Raw genomic sequence first — 18,113 nt, forward strand, 5'->3', positions numbered from 1 at the left:
GGCGGAAGTTTGCCACGCGTCAGATCTTTTCCGCCCGTATTTGCCGTATGTCTGCTCCGATGAAGATTTCCCTCAAGCCTCTGTTGCTCCTGGCCCCGGTGCTGGCCACCGCTACTCTCACTGCCGCAGCCTTCCCGGGCTATTCCAGCACCCTGCCCACGCCGGCCTTTGCCACGCCCGCCGCGGCGCCCGTCGACCACGTGGCCTTCGACCGGCTGCTTAAAAAGCACGTCAACGACAAAGGCCAGGTGAACTACAAAGGCTTCCAGGCCGACGAGAAGGAGTTCAACCAGTATCTGGCGCAGCTCAGCAAAAACCCGCCCGCCGCCACCTGGAGCAAGCCCGAGCAGATGGCCTACTGGATTAACGCCTACAACGCCTACACGATTCGCCTGATTCTGGACCACTACCCGCTGCAAAGCATCAAGGACATCGGCTCCAAAATCAAGATTCCCTTCGTGACGACGCCCTGGGCGGCCAAGTTCTTTTCCATCGGGGGCGAGAAAATGAGCCTCGACAACATCGAGCACGGCACCCTGCGCAAGCAGTACGACGACCCGCGCATCCACTTCGCGCTGGTGTGCGCCTCCGTCTCCTGCCCACGCCTGCGCAACGAGGCCTACACCGCCGCCAAGCTCGACCGGCAGCTCGACGACCAAGGCCGGGACTTCCTGAATAACCCGGCCAAAAACAAGGTCGGCAAAACCGAGGCCCAGCTCTCCAAGTACTTCGACTGGTACAAGGGCGACTGGGAGAAAAACGGGCAGTCGGTGGCCAAGTGGGTGAATAAGTACGCCGCCACCAAAATGAACGACAACGCCCAGGTATCTTACCTCGACTACAACTGGAACCTGAACAAGCAGTAAGCTTGGCCGGCGCCACTTTCCTCCGCTACCTTCTCACCTCCTCTTCTTCCTCCTCCCGCGAATGAGCTACTTAGATACCACCGCCGACGTGTACCGCCAGGCGGCCCAGGAGCCCCAGGTGGGCCTGTGCTGCACCACCAACCCCGTGTGGCAGCTGCCCGGCCTGAGCATTCCGCCGCGCATGCTCTCGATGAACTACGGCTGCGGCAGCACCGTGAACCCGCGCGACCTGACCAACAGCCCCACCGTGCTCTACGTGGGCGTGGGCGGCGGCATGGAGCTGCTGCAGTTTGCCTACTTCAGCCGCCGCCCCGGCGCCGTTATCGGGGTGGATGTGGTAACGGAAATGCTGGATGCCTCCCGGGCCAACATGGAGCAGGCCGAAGCCCAGAACGAGTGGTTCAGCCGCGACTTCGTGGATCTGCGGGCCGGCGACGCCCTGCACCTGCCCGTGCCCGACGCCAGCGTGGACGTGGCCGCCCAGAACTGCCTCTTCAACATTTTCAAGCTTGACGACCTGCGCCGGGCCCTACAGGAAACCTACCGGGTGCTCAAGCCCCACGGCCGCCTGGTGATGTCGGACCCCACCTGCGAGCAGCCCATGAGCGAGGAGCTGCGGGCCGATGAGCGGCTGCGTGCCCTGTGCCTCACCGGCTCGTTGCCCCTGCAGCAGTACCTGGACCTGATTACGTCCGTGGGCTTCGGCACGGTGGAGGTACGGGCCAAGCGCGCCTACCGCGTGCTGTCGCCCCAGCACTACGCCACCGACGAGCTGATTTACATCGAAAGCGTGGAGGTGTGCGCCATCAAGGACCCGATGCCGGCCGATGGACCCTGCATTTTCACGGGCCGCACCGCCATTTATTACGGCCAGGACGAGCTCTTCGACGACCAGAAAGGCCACGTCCTGCTCCAAAACCAGCCCCTGGCCGTGTGCGACAAAACCGCCGGCGCCCTGCTGGCCCTGGGCCGCGACGATATTTTCGTGTCGCCTTCCACCTACTTCTACGACGGCGGCGGGTGCTGCTAACCACGCTCGGTTGCGGAAAACGCCCGGTCGGCCCAAGGCCAGCCGGGCGTTTTTGCGGGGCCGCTTTTTCCTGCCTGCATGAAGTTTGCCCTGCTGTGTTGCCTGAGTAGCCTGCCCGCGCTGGCCCAAACCCCGCCGCCCACCACGGCCGAGGTGCGGCGCTACGGCATCGAGGTGGCCGGCCTGCGGGTAGGCACCATGACGGCCACGCGCCAGCCTCCGGTGGGCGCCGATGTGGTGTACACGCTGGTCAGCGACGTGCAGGTGAACTTCCTACTCTACCACCTCAAGGTGTATTATAAGGTTACGAACCGGGTGCGCAACGGGCAGTTGCTGCTATCTACCGTGGAGGCGCACACCAACCAGGGCGAGTTTGCCTCGCGCACCGAGTGGAAGGGCGACCATTACGACATCGTGGCCGACCAGTACAAGCACCACTACCGCGGCACCGAGCGGCAACCCATTACCTACACCGTCACGGATATGTTTTTCGGGGAGCCCGGCGCCCAGCAGGCCCGGGCCTATGCCGAGTACTTCGGCGACTATTTTACCCTGCTGCGGGCGCCCAAGCACCGTTTCCAGGCCCAGCGCGACGGGCGGGAGGATGAATATCAATACGAAGGCGGCCAGTTGGTAACCATAATCAAGAAAAACCCGCTGAAGAACTTCATCATCCGCCGCCTGCCGTAGTGGAACAAGAAAACAGATGGCCCGGCGTATAAGCTTTGGTAGTTGCCGGGCGCTTTCCATTGTCAGAATGGGGCTTGCGGGCAGGCCACGTTTCTTTGTGCCTGATACGCATCCTGACTACTTTATATATACCGCCGCCCTACGTGCTGCGCCGTATGAGGCAGTGGTTTTACTTCCATTATGAGCTGACAGGCCAAACCATCGTGGGACATGAGCACAACCGAGTATGATGCCGTAGTCGTGGGTTCGGGCCCTAACGGGCTGGCGGCGGCTATTGCGCTGCGACAGGCGGGCCTGGAGGTGCTGCTGCTGGAAGGCAGCAAGCAGCTGGGCGGCGGGCTGCGTACGGCCGAGCTGACGCTGCCCGGCTTCCGCCACGACGTCTGTTCGGCCATTCACCCGCTGGCGGCCGCCTCACCTTTTTTCCAGACGCTGCCACTGGCCCAGTACGGCCTCGAATACATAACGCCCCCGGTGGCCGCAGCTCACCCGTTCGACGACGGTACAGCCGCCGCCGTATTGCCTTCCCTGACCGATACCGCACGCCGCCTCGGAGCCGATGAAGCAGCGTATCAGCAGCTGCTGATGCCGCTGGTAGCCGCCTGGCCCCATTTGGCCAACGACGTGCTGGCCCCGCTGCACTTTCCGCAGCATCCGTTCCAGATGGCACGCTTTGGACTCTCGGCCCTGCTGCCGGCCACTTCGCTCACCAGCCGGTTTACGACCAAGGAAGCCCGGGGTCTGTTTGCCGGCATGGCCGCCCACGCCATTCAGCCCCTGACCAACCTGACGACCTCAGCCATTGGCCTGGTCCTGCTGATTGCGGCCCACCGCCAGGGCTGGCCCCTGCCCAAGGGAGGCTCCCAGGCCATTGCCGATGCCTTGGCCGCGCATTTTGTGGCCCTGGGCGGCAAGATTGAAACCGGCACCTACATCCGCTCCCTGAGCCAGCTGCCCACGGCCCGCGCCGTGCTCTTCGACGTGACACCGGCCCAGCTGCTGCAAATTGCCGGGCATAGCCTCTCGGATGTGTACCGCTGGCAGCTGCGGCGCTACCGCTACGGCATGGGCGTGTTCAAGGTCGATTGGGCGTTGGATGGGTCCATCCCCTTTACGGCCCCCGAGTGTGCGCAGGCCGGCACGGTGCATCTGGGTAATACGTTCGAAGAAATTGAGACCGGGGAAAGAGCGGCGGCCCAAGGCCAGCATCCCGAGCGGCCCTTCGTGCTGCTGGCCCAGCAAAGCCTGTTCGACAGCACCCGCGCCCCGGCCGGCCAGCACACGGCCTGGGCCTACTGCCACGTCCCCAACGGCTCGACCCAGGACATGACGGCGGCCATTGAGCAGCAGGTGGAGCGCTTTGCCCCCGGCTTTCGGGAGCGAATCATCGGGCGCCACACCTTCAACACCCGGCAGCTGGAAGCCTACAATCCCAACTACGTGGGCGGCGACATCAACGGCGGCCTGCTCGACGTGGGCCAGCTGTTTACGCGGCCGGTGCTGCGCGCCTCGCCCTACCGCACCTCCCGGGCCGGTTTGTACCTGTGCTCCTCCTCTACCCCGCCCGGTGGGGGCGTGCACGGCATGTGCGGCTACCACGCCGCCAGCCGGGCCCTGCGCGACATCTTTCACCTGCCCCCGCCCCCGCTTTTTCAGGGGTAAAGCGCGTTGGCACCGAGGGCGCCCGTAGCAAGCAGCTTCTTCACCTGTAGCACAACGAGCCCGGCCTTTGCAAGTGCTTCCGAAGGCCGGGCCGATGCCAGATGAACGCACTGTTTACTGGGGCTTTCGAAACAGGTAGCGGGTCATGAAGATGCCGGTTGACGCCAGGGAGCCGGTTCCGGCAGAGGGGCTTATCGTCAGCGGGACAACCTGCAGCAGCTCCCACCCTTCCGAGTTCAGTTCGGTTAGGAAACGGGCCGTGGCGTCGTCGTTGGCGTGGATGTTCCCGAAGTTGATGCCGGTGATGCCAAAAGGACTTTCAATCGTCACTTCTTTCTGCCCTTTGAAATCGGGCGTGAACAGAATCCGGCTTCGTCCTCCGCCCCCGCCCAACACCGACTCGACGGTCGTCATATACAAGTAGGAAAACTTGCCGGCCTGGGCAGCGGCGCGGTGCGGCAGCAACGGCAGAATAAACAGCGCCAGCAGCAGCGCAAAACGGGTAACGCGTGACTTCATACGCTAGGCAAAGCGGAAATAAAGAGTAGAAACGACAGGACAAAATACTAGTTTACGCTGAACCAGCTACTGCGCCGCCGCCCAAGAAATAGAAGTAGCGTTGCCGAAGTGACGCAACAAAAAACCGGCCCCGAAGTCCGCTACGTGACTTTCGGGGCCGGCTTACGTGCTGGCTAAGCTGTAGGCTAAAGCCTAGTCGCGCTTGCTCTTGAGCATCTGGCGCAGCTGGGCCAGCTCGTCGCGGAACTTGGCGGCCTGCAGGAAGTCGAGGTCTTTGGCGGCAGCTTCCATCTGCTTTTCGGTGGTTTTGATGAGCTTCTCCAGATCGGGCCGGGCCATCATGGCAATAACGGGCTCGGCGGCCAGTGTCAGCGTATCCGATTCGGGGCCCACGTAGGCAGCCGGCTCGATGCGGCGCTTATCCGACAGCGAGGTTTGGCCCATGATTTCGTCGTGCGACTTCTTCACCGTGCGCGGTGTAATGCCGTGCTCTTCGTTGTAGGCCATCTGCACGGCCCGACGGCGGTTCGTCTCGTCGATGGCGCGCTGCATGGAGCCTGTCATGCGGTCGGCGTACATGATAACCTTGCCCTTATCGTTTCGGGCGGCGCGGCCCATCGTCTGAATCAGGCTGCGCTGGTCACGCAGGAAGCCTTCCTTGTCGGCATCCAGAATACAGACCAGGCTTACTTCGGGCAAGTCGAGGCCTTCGCGCAGCAGGTTTACCCCGATCAGCACGTCGATAACGCCCAGGCGCAGCTGCCGCAGGATTTCCACCCGGTCCAGGCTTTTCACGTCGGAGTGCACGTACTGCGACTTGATACCCAGGCGCTCCATGTACTTCTGCAGCTCCTCGGCCATGCGCTTGGTGAGCGTGGTCACGAGCACCCGGTCGCCCATCTTCACGCGGTTGTCTACCTCGTCCAGCAGGTCGTCGATCTGGTTTACGCTAGGGCGCACGTCGATTTCGGGGTCGAGCAGGCCGGTGGGACGGATAATCTGCTCGACGATAACGCCGTTGGACTGCGCCAGCTCATAATCGGAAGGCGTGGCCGAGACATAGATGGCCTGGCGGTACATGCTTTCAAACTCGTTGAACGTCAGCGGACGGTTGTCCATGGCCGAGGGCAGGCGAAAGCCGTATTCCACCAGCGCCGTTTTGCGGCTCCGGTCGCCGCCCCACATGGCCCGCACCTGCGGAATGGTGGCGTGGCTTTCGTCGATGACCAGCAGGTAGTCGTCGGGGAAATAGTCGAGCAGGCAGAACGGGCGCGAGCCGGGCTGGCGGCCGTCGAAGTAGCGCGAGTAGTTCTCGATGCCCGAGCAGTAGCCCAGCTCCCGAATCATTTCCAGGTCGAACTCCGTGCGCTCCATGATGCGCTTGGCTTCCGAGTCGCGGCCTTCCTTCTCGAAGTAGGTGTGCTGCTGCACCATGTCGAACTGAATTTCCTTGATGGCCTGGTTCAGCGTGTCTTTGCCGGTCACGAAGAGGTTGGCCGGGTACAGGGTCATGCTGTCCTCGTCGCTGAGCTTTTTGCCGCTTACCGGGTCAATCTTCTGAATGGCCTCGATTTCGTCGCCGAAAAAGAAGATGCGGTAGGCAAAGTCGGCGTAGGCCGGGAAGATGTCCACGGTGTCGCCCTTCACCCGGAATGAGCCGCGCGTAAACTCCACTTCGGTGCGCGAGTACAGAATCTGCACGAACTGGTAGAGCAGGTTGTTGCGCGAGTATTTCAGGCCGGGGGCCAGGTAAATGACGTTTTTGCTGAACTCCTCGGGGTTGCCGATACCGTAGATGCACGACACGGACGCCACCACAATCACGTCGCGGCGGCCCGAGAGCAGCGTGGCCGTGCAGTGCAGGCGCAGCTTCTCGATTTCCTCGTTGATGGCCAAGTCCTTCTCAATGAAGACGTCGGTACTGGCAATGTAGGCCTCGGGCTGGTAGTAGTCGTAGTAGCTGATGTAGTACTCGACGGCATTGTTGGGGAAAAACGACTTAAACTCGCCGTAGAGCTGGGCGGCCAGGGTTTTGTTGTGGCACAGCACCAGCGTGGGCTTGCCGGTCTGGGCCACCACGTTGGCTACCGTGAAGGTTTTGCCGGTGCCGGTGGCCCCCAGCAGCACCTGGGCCGGCTCACCGCTTTCGATACCCGACACGAGCTGGGCAATAGCCTTGGGCTGGTCGCCGGTGGGTTTGAATTCGGAGGTTAGTTGATAGTCCATTCGGGCAAAAAAGTGGCAGCTAAGACAGCCTAGGATAACTCCATTGCCGCAAGGTAGGTTTCTTCGGAAACGAAAAAACCTGTCCGAGCGAATCGGACAGGTTTTTCTGCTTTTAGCGTAAAGATACTTAGCGCGGGTCGCGCCACACGAGGCAGCCATTGGTAGCCTGGGCCGAGAAGGTCGGGCATTTGCCGTCTCCCTTGCCCGTGATACCACCGCTGGGCGCCCCCACATACTGCAATTGTGAATTAGTCACTTCGTATACCTTTTGATAATCATCGGGCCGGAAAGACTTGACCAGAAACACCGGCCGGCCTTCCCAGGTGTAGCGCCACACTTCTCCGGCGGGGTTGGCTTTTGGGGTCCGCAGCAGCTCGTCAATCAGGGGTTGGGCCTTGGCGTCCTGGCAGGAAGTCGCCGTTGGGTTGGCCGGAGCAGCCTCCGTTTGGGGCTGCGGAGCCTCGCCGTCACGTTGGCACTGCACCAGTCCCAGGCAGCCCCAGGCACTTAGTAGCACGAGTAAGGTTTTCATAGCGTACAGAACAGTAAAGTGAAAAACAGAAACCTGAATTTTCAGAATTAGCGCACTATTACGGCCTGCTTGCCGCCAAACTCCACGCTGGCCTCCATGCCGATGGCGTAGGGCCGAACCTGGGAAGACGACTGGGCGGCATTGCTATTCAGCGTCGACAGGCCGGCTTCGGCCATCGGGCCCAGGGCCAGGCTCCACTGCCCCGCGGCGGGCTGGTAGCGCACCCCGGCCCCACCATTCACCGAGGTTTGCACCTTACGGTAGGGCGAGTCGGTAGAGGTGAGCGAGTAGGAGGTGGTCGATTCGGGCAAACCCACCAGCTCCGAGCGGCTGTTGAAAAGCACATTCACGGCCGCACCTACTTTGGCATAGAGCGAGACACCCTTGCGCTGCGAGCCGTAGCGCACACTCACCGGCACGCCGGCCGTGCGGTAGCGGTACTGGGCCGTGCGCAGCTGCGGAGCGGGCGGAGGCGTCAGGGAGTAGCCGTTGCCCAAGTCCTTACTGGCGGCGGAAATCTCCACCACGGGCATTTTGCCGTCCAGGAAGTTGTAGGAAGTTTGGGAGGTGGCGCGCTGCTCAGCCACTTCCACGCCGGCGCTCAGCGTCCAGCGGCGGGTGGCGGCGTAGCTGCCCACCAAGGCTACGCGCTGGGCAAAGCCGGGCCGGAGGTTGCGGCGGTACTCATTGGCAGCCTGCTCGTAGGCCGCTGCGGCCCGGAACGCCCCTGGGTTGCCGCCACTCACGCTATTGGTAGCAGTAGCCACCGCGCCGGAGCCGAAGCTCATATTGGGGTTGTAGGCCGATGCGGCGTAGGCGCCCATCAGCCGCCAGCGCTTGGGCCGGGCAGGGGTCTTTTCCGGCTGCGGCTCCTCGGCAGGATAAGCCTGGGCCACTGCCGAGGCCGGAGCCGTGGGCAATGCCAGCTTAAGCGTATCGGGCTGCCCCAGGCGCAGAATAGTCGGCACGGCGGCCGACGAAACCAACGACGAGCCGGAGCCGCTCTGCCCCGCCAGCCACGCCGACGATGAAGCCGCAGTGCCCGAATAGGCAGCCCGGCCGGCCACTACCCGGTCGAAAAACGTGCCGGTCGGTTGGGCCAAGATGGGGTCGAAGCCGGCGGGTGCGCTGTATCCGGTAGTAGTCAGAGCCGGGTTTGCAGCCAGGAACGCGGCTTCCACTGCCGCGTTCTGCCGTGCGGCAGCCAGCGTTTGGGGGCGGCCTTCTTCCGGTGCCGGACCGGCAATGGCCGAATGCAGCGCCGCCCCGATTTCAGCCAGGCTACCAATACCACCCGCTTCAGCAGCTGAAGCTGGCTCAGTAGTCACAGCCAGGCTTTCCGAGCCAGCCGTGGAGCCCAGGCTATACCCGGGAGCAGCATCGACAGCCGAACTAGCCGAGTTGGCCGATTGCGTGCTGGCTACTACCGGTTCCCCAGTAGTGGCGGGGCGCAGGCTAAACCAGGTGCCGGCGCCCAGAAACAACAGGATGCAGGCAGCGGCCACCCAGCGGTGCCACACCAGCCGGCGGCGGAAGGTGTCGTTTTGCTGCACCAGCAGCTCGTGGTCAATCTGCTCCCACAGGTGCATCCGGGGCGCTACCTCAGCGTCGCCCAGCTTCTGCCGAAACAGCTGCTCTAAGTCGCCGGTAGGCTCCGGCGTAGGCGTGTGGTTATTTGCGGTAGGTACCATTGGAACGATGCGCTTCGAGGCGCTCTAATTTGGTCTTCAGAATGCCCCGGGCGCGGGCGTATTGTGATTTGCTGGTGCCTTCGGAGATGCCCATCAGCTCCCCGATTTCCTTGTGGCCGTAGCCTTCGATGGCAAACAGGTTGAACACCATCCGGTAGCGGGGGGCCAGCTCCTGCACCATGGCCAGCATTTCTTCGAAGGCGTAGTTGGACAGCGTAAACTCTTCGCCGGCCAGCTCTTCGGGGTACTCTCCCTCGCTCACGGCCACCAGCGGGGCGTTGCGGCGGTGCTGGCGCAAGGCAGCATTCACCATGATGCGGCGAATCCAGAACTCGAGCGGGCACTCCCGGCGGAAGTTACGCAGGTTGCTGAACACCGTGATAAAGCCTTCCTGCAGCACGTCCTCGGCCTCGAAAGTCGTTTGGGCGTAGCGCAGGCACACGGCCATCATCTTGCCGGCAAACCGGTCGTAGAGCTGCTTTTGCATGGCCCGGCTGCCGGCCAGACAGCCATCGATTATCTCGGCCTCGGTCATGGCAGCGGGTGGGGTAAGATGACGCACGGGAGTAGGCTTGCTAGCCGCCCCATCGGGGAGCAGGCTGCGCAGCGCCCCCACGTTTCCCAGGGCAGAAGACAGGGCTCCCATCAGCGTAGGTGGGCCAGCCGGCCCGCTTGCAGTGCTGGCGCGGGCGTTAAAACCTGCGGCGGCGTGACGTAAGTAACCAATAAGGCCATAGTGCTGCGCTAATGAAATCTGAAAGGTGACGCTAGGTAAACTGTGGGGTTATAGTAGGAAGAGGCCACTTTTGAATCGGTGGTTGCATATATATTTTAAAAATCTTCCTATTAGCAATACCCAACTGAAAGTCAGCAGCTTATTTCCAGCCCAAAGATAGGTTTCTGCCGCCCGTGCTTCAAGCGGCAACAGCCGTAAGGCCTAGCCGCAGCAACAAACCCGGGCCCGGGCCGTAGCTCAGCTATTGTTCTACTCAAACCTGCGCTCATGAAAACCTTGGTTCTGTTTTACTCCACCTATGGTCATATCTACAAAATGGCGGAAGCCATAGCGGAAGGCGCCCGCGAAGTAGCCGGCAACGACGTAGTGGTAAAGCGCGTGCCCGAAACACTGCCCCCCGCCCTGCTCGACCAGATTGGCGCCACGCAGGCTCAGAAGGCATTCGAGCACATTCCGGTGGCCAGCCCCACCGAGCTGACGGAGTACGACAACATCATTTTCGGCACTCCTACGCGCTACGGCAACCTGTGCGGCCAGATGCAGGCCTTTCTGGACGGCACGGGCGCCCTGTGGGCCTCGGGCGCGCTGGTGGGCAAGGTCGGCTCGGTTTTCGTGAGCACGGCTACCCAGCACGGCGGCCAGGAAACCACGATTCGCTCGTTTCACACCGAGCTGCTGCACCACGGCTTCGTGATTGTGGGCCTCCCTTACGCCTGGCAGGGCCAGATGGGCCACACCGAGGTAACCGGTGGCACGCCCTACGGTGCCAGCACCGTGGCCGGCGGCCAGGGTGAGCGGCAGCCCAGCGCCAACGAGCTGGAAGGCGCCCGGTATCAGGGTCGGCACACCTCTGAAATTGCCAGTAAACTAGCTCGTTAACCAGACTCTGCTATATTAGCCGGATAATTTTCCGACGCGCCTACCTGCAACTTGTGGCAGCCACTTCTTTGGAGGTGGCTGCTTTTTTTATGCCCGGCGCTGGTGGGCCGCCGCAGTGGGTACCGGCAGCCAGAAACTGGCTGTCCGAAATGCCATTAGTAGGGTAATTGGGGAAAACCATCCGCTGTTTGGCCGAGTTGGTAGAATAAGCCGGCAAAGCCCCCGGCCCTTGGGTAGGTTTGTGGGCTGCTACGGCAGCAGTGGCAAGAATTTTATCCTTCCTCTGTAATAATCACCCTTGTCGGACGATACATAGGCAAAGAGAATTATTCTTCGGCAAAGCTCCGCAGTGCAACCTCCCGGCCCTAATAATCGACCCTGGGCAAGCTGTACTAGCTAGCTGCCGCTTTTCCTTCCGGCTTTCCTTTCCCCACTACATGAAACGTTATTTACCCCTGCTGGTCACTGGTTTGCTCACTACCCCGATTTGGGCCCAAACAACCCCGCCCCCGGCCGGGGCTCCGGGCCGGCCGGGGGCGGGTGCTGGCGCGCCTGCCGCCGCGCCTAAGCCGCTGGCCGTGCCCTCGGCCCCCAAAGGCACGGGCCGCCTGACCGGCACCGTGCTGGATGCCACGACCAAAAAGCCCGTCGAGTTTGCCACCGTGGCCCTGCTGCCGACCACCGGCGCCACGCCCATCGATGGCACCGTGTGCGACGACAAGGGCCGGTTTGTGCTGAAAAGCTTGGCCTCCGGCCCCTACCGCGTCCAGATCAGCTTTATCGGCTACGTGACGCGCACCGAAGACGTGACCATTACCGACGGCACCGCCGACCTGGGCACCCTGCAGCTGACCTCGGCGGCGCAGAAGCTGGGCGAAGTAACCGTAACCGGGGAGCGGGACGTGGTGGAAACCAAGCCCGACCGTATCGTTTATAACGCCGACCGCGACATCACCAACTCGGGCGGCACGGCGGCCGACGTGCTGCGCAAAGTGCCCCTGGTAAACGTGGACCCCGACGGCAACGTGGAGCTGCGCGGCACCAGCAACGTGCGCGTGCTCATCAACAACAAGCCCTCGGGCATCGTGGCTTCTTCGGTGGCCGATGCCATGAAGCAGATTCCGGCCGACCAGATCAAGTCGGTGGAGGTGATTACCACGCCCTCGGCCAAGTACGACGCGGAAGGCACGGGTGGTATTATCAATATCATTCTCAAGAAGAATAACCTGGAGGGCGTGAACGGCAGCCTGGGCCTGGCCGCCGGCACGCGCAGCTCGAACGGCAACGCCTCGCTGAACTACCGCAAAGGCAAAGTGGGCTTGACCAGCTCGGTGAGCGGCTTTATGTTTTACAGCCCCAACCGCAATGACCTGACCCGCTACCAGAAAAACGCTAATGGCAGCGAAGACAAGACGCTGGAGCAATCCGGTGATGGCAACACGCTGGGCGGCGGCGGCTTCACGCGCCTGGGCCTCGACTACGACCCGGCCCAGTACCACAACCTGACGCTGAATGTGCAGGGCAACCTGTTTGCCAACCAGGGCGAGTACAACCAGTTCACCAACGTGTTGCTGCCCACGCCCAACCAGTTCACGCGCGACACCGACCGGCGCTTCAGCACCCGCAGCTACGACGTGAGCGGCTCCTACACCCGCACCTTCGAGCAGAAGCGCCGCGAGTGGAGCGTGCTGGCCCAGCACACCCGCAACCGCAACCAGCAGGAATATAACCTCGACCAGTTTGCGGGCCGCACCACGGCCAACAGCGAGAAAAACTACCGCGAGGAAAGCACCAACCTGGCCAAAAACCTCGAAACGACGCTGCAAACCGACTACGCCCACCCCTTCTCGGAAACGGCCCTGCTCGAAACCGGTGCCAAAGCCATTCTGCGCCGCGTGAGCAGCGACTACGACATTGTCACGGGTCTGGCCACGCTGCGCTTCGACCCGAACCGCTCCAACCTGTTCAACTACAGCCAGGACGTGCTGGCGGCCTACGGCACCTACGGCTTTTCGGCCTCCAAGAAGGTGAGCTTCAAGCTGGGCACGCGGGTGGAAAACACGCGTATCGGCGGCGACTTCCAGCAGCGCATGACCGAAAACACGAGCGTGGCGCAGGACTATACCAACGTGCTGCCCAACCTGAGCATGAGCTACCAGCCCGGCAACCCGAAAAAGCCCGGCCAGACGCTGCGCGTAGCCTACTCCCGCCGGATTCAGCGGCCCCAGATCTTTTACCTCAACCCCTTTATTAACGCCGCCGACCCGCTCAACGTCAGCCAGGGCAACCCGGATCTGCGGCCCGAACTCACCGACAGCTACGAGCTGAACTACACCACCTTTATCAAAGGCTCGGTGCTGAACATGTCGGGCTACGCGCGCCGCACCGGCAACGCCATCGAAACCTACCGCGAGGTGCGCAACGGCGTCAACTACCAGACGTTCCGCAACATCGGCCGCAACGCTACTTACGGTGTCAGCTTGTTTGGCTCGGTGAAGCCCGTGCCCAAGTGGGATTTGAGCGGCAACATCAACGTGTACTACGTCTCGCTGAAAAGCCCTTCCCTGGATTTGAGCAATGAAGGCGTGATGTATAACCTGAACCTGAACTCGGCCTACAAATTTGAGAAGGGCCTGAGCCTGCAGTTCTTCGGGGGCCTGAACTCGCCCCGCATCCAGCTGCAGGGCCGGCAGGCTGCCTGGACGTTCTACTCCCTGGGCCTGCGCCAGAACCTGCTCAAGGACAAAGCCGACCTGACTTTGAACGCCGACAACTTCCTGAGCGCCACGCGCAACCTGAACTCGGTGCTCGACGCCCAGAATTTCCGCCAGGAGAGCAACAACTACATCTACCTGCGCGGGGTGCGTCTGGCCTTCAGCTACCGCTTCGGCAAGGTTTCGGCCCAGCCCCAGAAGCGCCGCAAAGGCATCCAGAACGACGACGCCAAACAAGGCGAAAGCGGCCAGCAAGGCCAGCAGTAAGGGTAATGTGCTGATGTGTTAGAATGTGAGTAATATGCTAATGCTCGTCGTACCCTTGAGAGGAAGCATGATATTCCGCGCCTAGCGGCACTCCGTCCTTTAAAATGTGCCGAGTGCGCTTGAATGAAAAGCCCTTTCCTGCTCGTGCGGGAAAGGGCTTTTTGGTAAAAGGTCAGGTCGTACTGCGCAGAAGACGGATTGCCACGGCTACGCCTCGCAATGATAAACCATTAGCACATCAGCGCATTAAGAATTAGCACATTAAAAATCACCGGTTCCAGATTTCCCAGGCGGCTTCGGCCTGCAGGCAGAGCATTTCGAAGCCATTTTTGGTTTGGGCACCCTGCTCGGCACCTTTGGCCATAAACTGGGTTTCGCTGGGGTTATAAATCAGGTCGTAGAGGTAGTGCTGGGGCGTGAGGGCGTGGTAGGGAATGGCCGGGCACTGGTCCATATTGGGAAAGGTGCCCAGGGGCGTCGTATTTACAATCAGGGAGTGACCCGCCATGATGGAGGGCGTCAGGTCGTCGTAGGTCAGGCCGTGGTTTAGCGGGTTGCGCGACACCAGCCAGTAGCGGATACCCAGCTCGCGCAGAGCCGCCTCCACCGCTTTCGACGAGCCGCCCGTGCCCAGCACCAGGGCCCCGGCCTCAGCCCCGCGTAGCGGATAAAACCGCCGCAGCGACTCCCGAAACCCGATGTAGTCAGTGTTGTGGCCTACCCGGCGCCCGTCGGCCGCGAATTCGATGACGTTGACGGCCCCGATGCGGGCGGCCGAAGCCGCAACCTCGTCCAGGTAGGGCCACACCTGCTCCTTGTACGGAATCGTGACGTTGAGGCCCCGCAGCTCGGGCTGGCGCTCCAGCAGGCCGGCCAGATCTTTGATGCTGGGCAGCTCAAACAAATCGTAGCGGTGGTCGGGCAGCTCCAGGCTTTCGAACTTCTGGGTGAAGTAGGTCTGGGAAAACGAGTGTTCGAGCTTTGCCCCGATAAGTCCAAACTGGCGCATACAAGTGAGAAGGAATAACGTCCCGAAAAAACAAAAAAAACCACCCCAAACCATACGATTTGGGGTGGTTTTCTAAAAATAAATCCAACTGACCAGCTTAGGCGGCCGACGAGTTGCCACTGATCTTTTCCTTCAGGAACTGAAAGGCGGGCGGCAGAATCGAGAACAGGATGATGCCGTAAATCACGTAGGTGAAGTTTTGCTGCACCCAGGGTATGTTGCCCAGAAAGAAGCCGGCCAACGACAGCGACACAACCCACAGCACGGCGCCGGCAATGCTGTAGCCGATAAAGAAGCTGTACTTCATGGTGCCTACGCCCGCGACGAAGGGCGCAAACGTGCGCACAATCGGGATGAAGCGGGCCATGATGATGGTTTTGCCGCCGTGTTTGGCATAGAACGCCTGGGTTTGCTCCAGGTACTTGCGCTTCAGAAAGCGGAAGTCTTCCCGGAACACGCGAGGCCCGAGGTAGTCGCCCACGAAGTAGTTAAGGTTGTCGCCCAGAAAGGCGGCGGCAATCAGCAGCGGCACCAGATAAAAAATATTCAGCAGCGTGTCGGGGCCACCGCCGGCAGCGGGCTGAGCGGCCAGGGTACCGGCTACGAACAGTAGGGAGTCGCCGGGCAGGAAGGGCATCACAATCACCCCGGTTTCGGTGAATACAATCAGGAACAGAATCAGGTAAATCAGGTTGCCATACTCACCGACGAGCAATTTGAGGTGCACGTCGAGGTGCATAACGATGTCGAGAAAATGCTTGATCAGCTCCATTGCGGGATGTAAGTGAGGAAAATGACTGGGTTGTACGCGGCAAATATCCTGCAAAGAAAACAGGCTGCCGGGAAAGTGGCAGCCTGTCAGTGCATTTTGCTTGGATTTATCCTTGGCTTGCGGCCCTACGCCTCACTGGGCAGGCCCGCGGCGGCGGTAGTACTTACCCGCCACACCTTGTCGCCGGCATCGTCGGCCACCAGCATCGAGCCGTCGGGCAGCACCGTGACGCCCACGGGCCGGCCATACACTTCTTTCTCCGCCTCATTGGCGACGAAGCCCGTCACGAAATCCTCCATCGGGCCGCTGGGCTTGCCGTTCTGAAACGGCACAAATACCACTTTATAGCCCGAAAAGCTGGAGCGGTTCCAGGAGCCGTGCTGCCCGATAAAGGCGCCGTTCCGGTATTTGGCCGGGAAGCCTTTCTGGTCGTAGAACGCCAGGCCCAGAGAAGCCGTGTGCGGGCCCAGGGCCACATCGGGCACCACGGTTTTCTGCACCAGGTCGGGCCGCTCGCCCTTGCGGCGCGGGTCCTCATGGGTGCCGAAGTAGGCGTAGGGCCAGCCGTAGAAGGCTCCGGGCCGCACGCTGGTCAGGTAGTCGGGCACCAGCTCGTCGCCCAGCTCGTCGCGCTCATTCACGGCCGTCCAGAGCGTTTTGGTGCCCGGCGCCCAGTCCATGCCCACGGGGTTGCGCAGACCGGCGGCGTAGATTTTTTCACCCGAGCCGTCGGGGTTTATTTCCAGAATAGCGGCCCGGCGCACTTCCTTGTCCATACCGTTTTCGCCCACGTTGGAACCCGAGCCCACCGAAATATAGATCTTGGAGCCGTCGGCATTAGCCAGCAGGTTGCGCGTCCAGTGGTTGTTGTAGCCCCCGGCCGGCAGCGTCAGGATCTTCTGCCCCGCCCCGCTGATTTTGGTTTGGCCGGGCTGATAAGCATAGCGCAGCACGCCGTCGGTGTTGGCCACGTAGAAGTAGTTGCCGACCACGAGCATGCCCAGCGGCTGGTTGAGGCCGCTGAGGAAGGTTGCGCGCACGTCGGGCTTGCCATCTTTGTTGGTGTCGCGCAGCAGCGTAATGCGGTTGGCGCTGGTGGCCCGTAGTGAGCGGGACGGGTCGAGGTCCAGGGCGGCTACAACTTTTTTCTTGGTGTCATTCGGCACCGTGTTCGACTCGGCCACCAGCACGTCGCCGTTGGGCAGCACGTAGGTCCAGCGCGGGCTGGTGAGGTTGGCGGCGTATTCGGTGATGATAAAGCCAGACGGCACGGTAGGCGTGCGGCCCGCCGGCCAGCCAATTACCTTGCTGCGCTTGGTAGCCGATTTGGAAGCGTAGGGCTCGGGCAAGTTGACGGTGGCGGCCGCAGTGGCGACGTTATCGGCGGGTGTGTCGGCAGCGGCCTGGGCTTTTTCCTCTTTGCTAGGGCCGCCGCAGCTGGCCAGCAGCGCCAGCAGAGACGCGTAAACGGGTAGTTGTTTCATAAAAGCAATAAGACTGTCTGTTGCTTTTACTGCCTTGCTGCCAGATGGTTGTTGAGCTTAGCCGCGGCTGTGCTGGCAGAACTCGATTTGCTCGTCCAGCCGACCATAACCAGCCTCCCCGGACCAGCACAAAAAAGGGCTGCACCTTACCTGCGCAGCCCTTTTCAGTACGTCATAACAACTCTATGGCTTAGCCGCGGGGCATTGAGGTGCCGGGCTTGCCGGTGGGCTTTTCGGGCTTGAAGTCGTCATCCACGGCATCCATGTCGAGGAAGTGGGTGAACGTGTCGCCACGCAGGCCCAGACGGATGGTTTCCAGCGACACTACCTCGTTGGGCGCAATGTTGCCCAGGTTCACGTTGGCGCCGAGCAGTTTGATAAACCATACCTGCTGAGCTTTCTGCGGGGCTTCCCACAGGATTTTCTCGAACGGAATCTGCGTCAGGATTTCCTCTACCAGACCCGAGCGAACTTCCCCGGTGCTGCGGAACAGGCCCACGTTGCCGGCCTCCCGGGCCTCCCCGATTACCTTGATGGCCCCGGCTTCCAGCTCAGTTTTCATCTGCGAAATCCACTTGTAGGGCGGAATAATCTTCTCCGCATCCTTCGAGCCTACTTCGCTCAGCACCTTCACATCCTGAGCCAGGGTGCGGATATATTCCAGCTTCCGGTCGTGCTTCAGGTCGATGGAGCCGTCGGAAACCTCGGCGTACTCCATACCGAAATCGGCTAGCAGGCGGCGGTAGTCGTCGAACTGGTTGCGGATGATGAAAGCCTCAAACAGGGTTCCGCCGAAATACACCGGAATACCGGCTTCCTTGTAGGCATCCAGCTTTTTGCGCAGGTTGGGCACCACGTAGGAGGTGGCCCAGCCCAGCTTCACGATGTCGGTGTACTCGGCGCCTACTTCCAGGAAGTTCTCGACTTCCCGAAGGCTCAGGCCCTTGTCCATAACCATGGTGTAGCCCTGCTCACGGGGCTTGCTGGTGCGTTCGGGGAGGTTGTTGAGGCTGTAATTCATGCGTTGGAGCTTGGA

15 protein-coding genes are annotated in these 18,113 nt (G+C 61.5%); 6 read left to right on the forward strand and 9 right to left on the reverse strand.

Annotated features, from left to right (window positions below):
• Positions 1–47 precede the first annotated feature (47 nt).
• From LGH70_RS01670 to LGH70_RS01685, 4 genes are all read left to right on the forward strand, one after another.
• Positions 48–866 carry a DUF547 domain-containing protein gene (locus tag LGH70_RS01670; protein ID WP_226182039.1) on the forward strand — a complete coding sequence of 273 codons (819 nt, stop codon included), beginning with the start codon at positions 48–50 and terminating at the stop codon, positions 864–866.
• A gap of 61 nt (positions 867–927) precedes the next feature.
• On the forward strand, positions 928–1,896 hold the full coding sequence (gene arsM / locus LGH70_RS01675; RefSeq protein ID WP_226182041.1) for an arsenosugar biosynthesis arsenite methyltransferase ArsM: 969 nt from the start codon (positions 928–930) through the stop codon (positions 1,894–1,896).
• Between the two features lie 78 nt (positions 1,897–1,974).
• Entirely contained in the window at positions 1,975–2,586 is a 612-nt protein-coding gene (locus LGH70_RS01680) for a DUF6134 family protein (RefSeq protein ID WP_226182043.1), read from the forward strand.
• Between the two features lie 210 nt (positions 2,587–2,796).
• Positions 2,797–4,248 carry a phytoene desaturase family protein gene (locus tag LGH70_RS01685; protein WP_226182045.1) on the forward strand — a complete coding sequence of 484 codons (1,452 nt, stop codon included), beginning with the start codon at positions 2,797–2,799 and terminating at the stop codon, positions 4,246–4,248.
• A gap of 114 nt (positions 4,249–4,362) precedes the next feature.
• Here LGH70_RS01685 and LGH70_RS01690 read toward each other — a convergent pair whose 3' ends face one another.
• The 5 genes from LGH70_RS01690 to LGH70_RS01710 all read right to left on the reverse strand — a co-directional run bounded on the left by LGH70_RS01690 (position 4,363) and on the right by LGH70_RS01710 (position 9,862).
• Complete coding sequence (locus tag LGH70_RS01690; RefSeq protein ID WP_226182047.1) at positions 4,363–4,767, reverse strand: hypothetical protein; 405 nt, start codon at positions 4,765–4,767, stop codon at positions 4,363–4,365.
• Positions 4,768–4,959: 192 nt separating this feature from the next.
• The gene (gene uvrB / locus LGH70_RS01695) at positions 4,960–6,993 is read right to left on the reverse strand and encodes an excinuclease ABC subunit UvrB (RefSeq protein ID WP_226182049.1); all 2,034 of its coding nucleotides are present in this window, start codon (positions 6,991–6,993) and stop codon (positions 4,960–4,962) included.
• Between the two features lie 127 nt (positions 6,994–7,120).
• Entirely contained in the window at positions 7,121–7,525 is a 405-nt protein-coding gene (locus tag LGH70_RS01700; RefSeq protein ID WP_226182051.1) for a DUF6970 domain-containing protein, read from the reverse strand.
• A 47-nt stretch (positions 7,526–7,572) separates the two neighbouring features.
• A complete protein-coding gene (locus LGH70_RS01705; RefSeq protein WP_226182053.1) occupies positions 7,573–9,216 on the reverse strand; it encodes a hypothetical protein in 1,644 nt (547 codons plus the stop codon).
• Entirely contained in the window at positions 9,197–9,862 is a 666-nt protein-coding gene (locus tag LGH70_RS01710; RefSeq protein WP_226182055.1) for an RNA polymerase sigma factor, read from the reverse strand. The genes LGH70_RS01705 and LGH70_RS01710 overlap by 20 nt, the downstream gene beginning before the upstream one ends.
• Positions 9,863–10,219: 357 nt before the next feature.
• Here LGH70_RS01710 and wrbA point away from each other — a divergent pair, with 357 nt between their 5' ends.
• Positions 10,220–10,831: an NAD(P)H:quinone oxidoreductase gene (gene wrbA / locus LGH70_RS01715; RefSeq protein ID WP_226182057.1), complete on the forward strand. Its 612-nt coding sequence runs from the start codon at positions 10,220–10,222 to the stop codon at positions 10,829–10,831.
• 437 nt (positions 10,832–11,268) lie between these two features.
• Positions 11,269–13,812, forward strand: a complete 2,544-nt coding sequence (locus tag LGH70_RS01720; protein ID WP_226182059.1) for a TonB-dependent receptor — start codon at positions 11,269–11,271, stop codon at positions 13,810–13,812.
• 268 nt (positions 13,813–14,080) lie between these two features.
• Here LGH70_RS01720 and LGH70_RS01725 read toward each other — a convergent pair whose 3' ends face one another.
• The 4 genes from LGH70_RS01725 to LGH70_RS01740 all read right to left on the reverse strand — a co-directional run bounded on the left by LGH70_RS01725 (position 14,081) and on the right by LGH70_RS01740 (position 18,098).
• Positions 14,081–14,821: a shikimate dehydrogenase family protein gene (locus tag LGH70_RS01725; protein WP_226182061.1), complete on the reverse strand. Its 741-nt coding sequence runs from the start codon at positions 14,819–14,821 to the stop codon at positions 14,081–14,083.
• Positions 14,822–14,918: 97 nt separating this feature from the next.
• Positions 14,919–15,593: a DedA family protein gene (locus tag LGH70_RS01730; RefSeq protein ID WP_226182063.1), complete on the reverse strand. Its 675-nt coding sequence runs from the start codon at positions 15,591–15,593 to the stop codon at positions 14,919–14,921.
• Between the two features lie 125 nt (positions 15,594–15,718).
• Positions 15,719–17,077, reverse strand: a complete 1,359-nt coding sequence (locus LGH70_RS01735) for a PQQ-dependent sugar dehydrogenase (RefSeq protein WP_226182066.1) — start codon at positions 17,075–17,077, stop codon at positions 15,719–15,721.
• Between the two features lie 190 nt (positions 17,078–17,267).
• Entirely contained in the window at positions 17,268–18,098 is an 831-nt protein-coding gene (locus LGH70_RS01740) for a phosphosulfolactate synthase (protein ID WP_226182068.1), read from the reverse strand.
• Between the last annotated feature and the right edge of the window lie 15 nt (positions 18,099–18,113).

This window comes from Hymenobacter nitidus (assembly GCF_020447315.1).
GTDB lineage: Bacteria > Bacteroidota > Bacteroidia > Cytophagales > Hymenobacteraceae > Hymenobacter > Hymenobacter nitidus.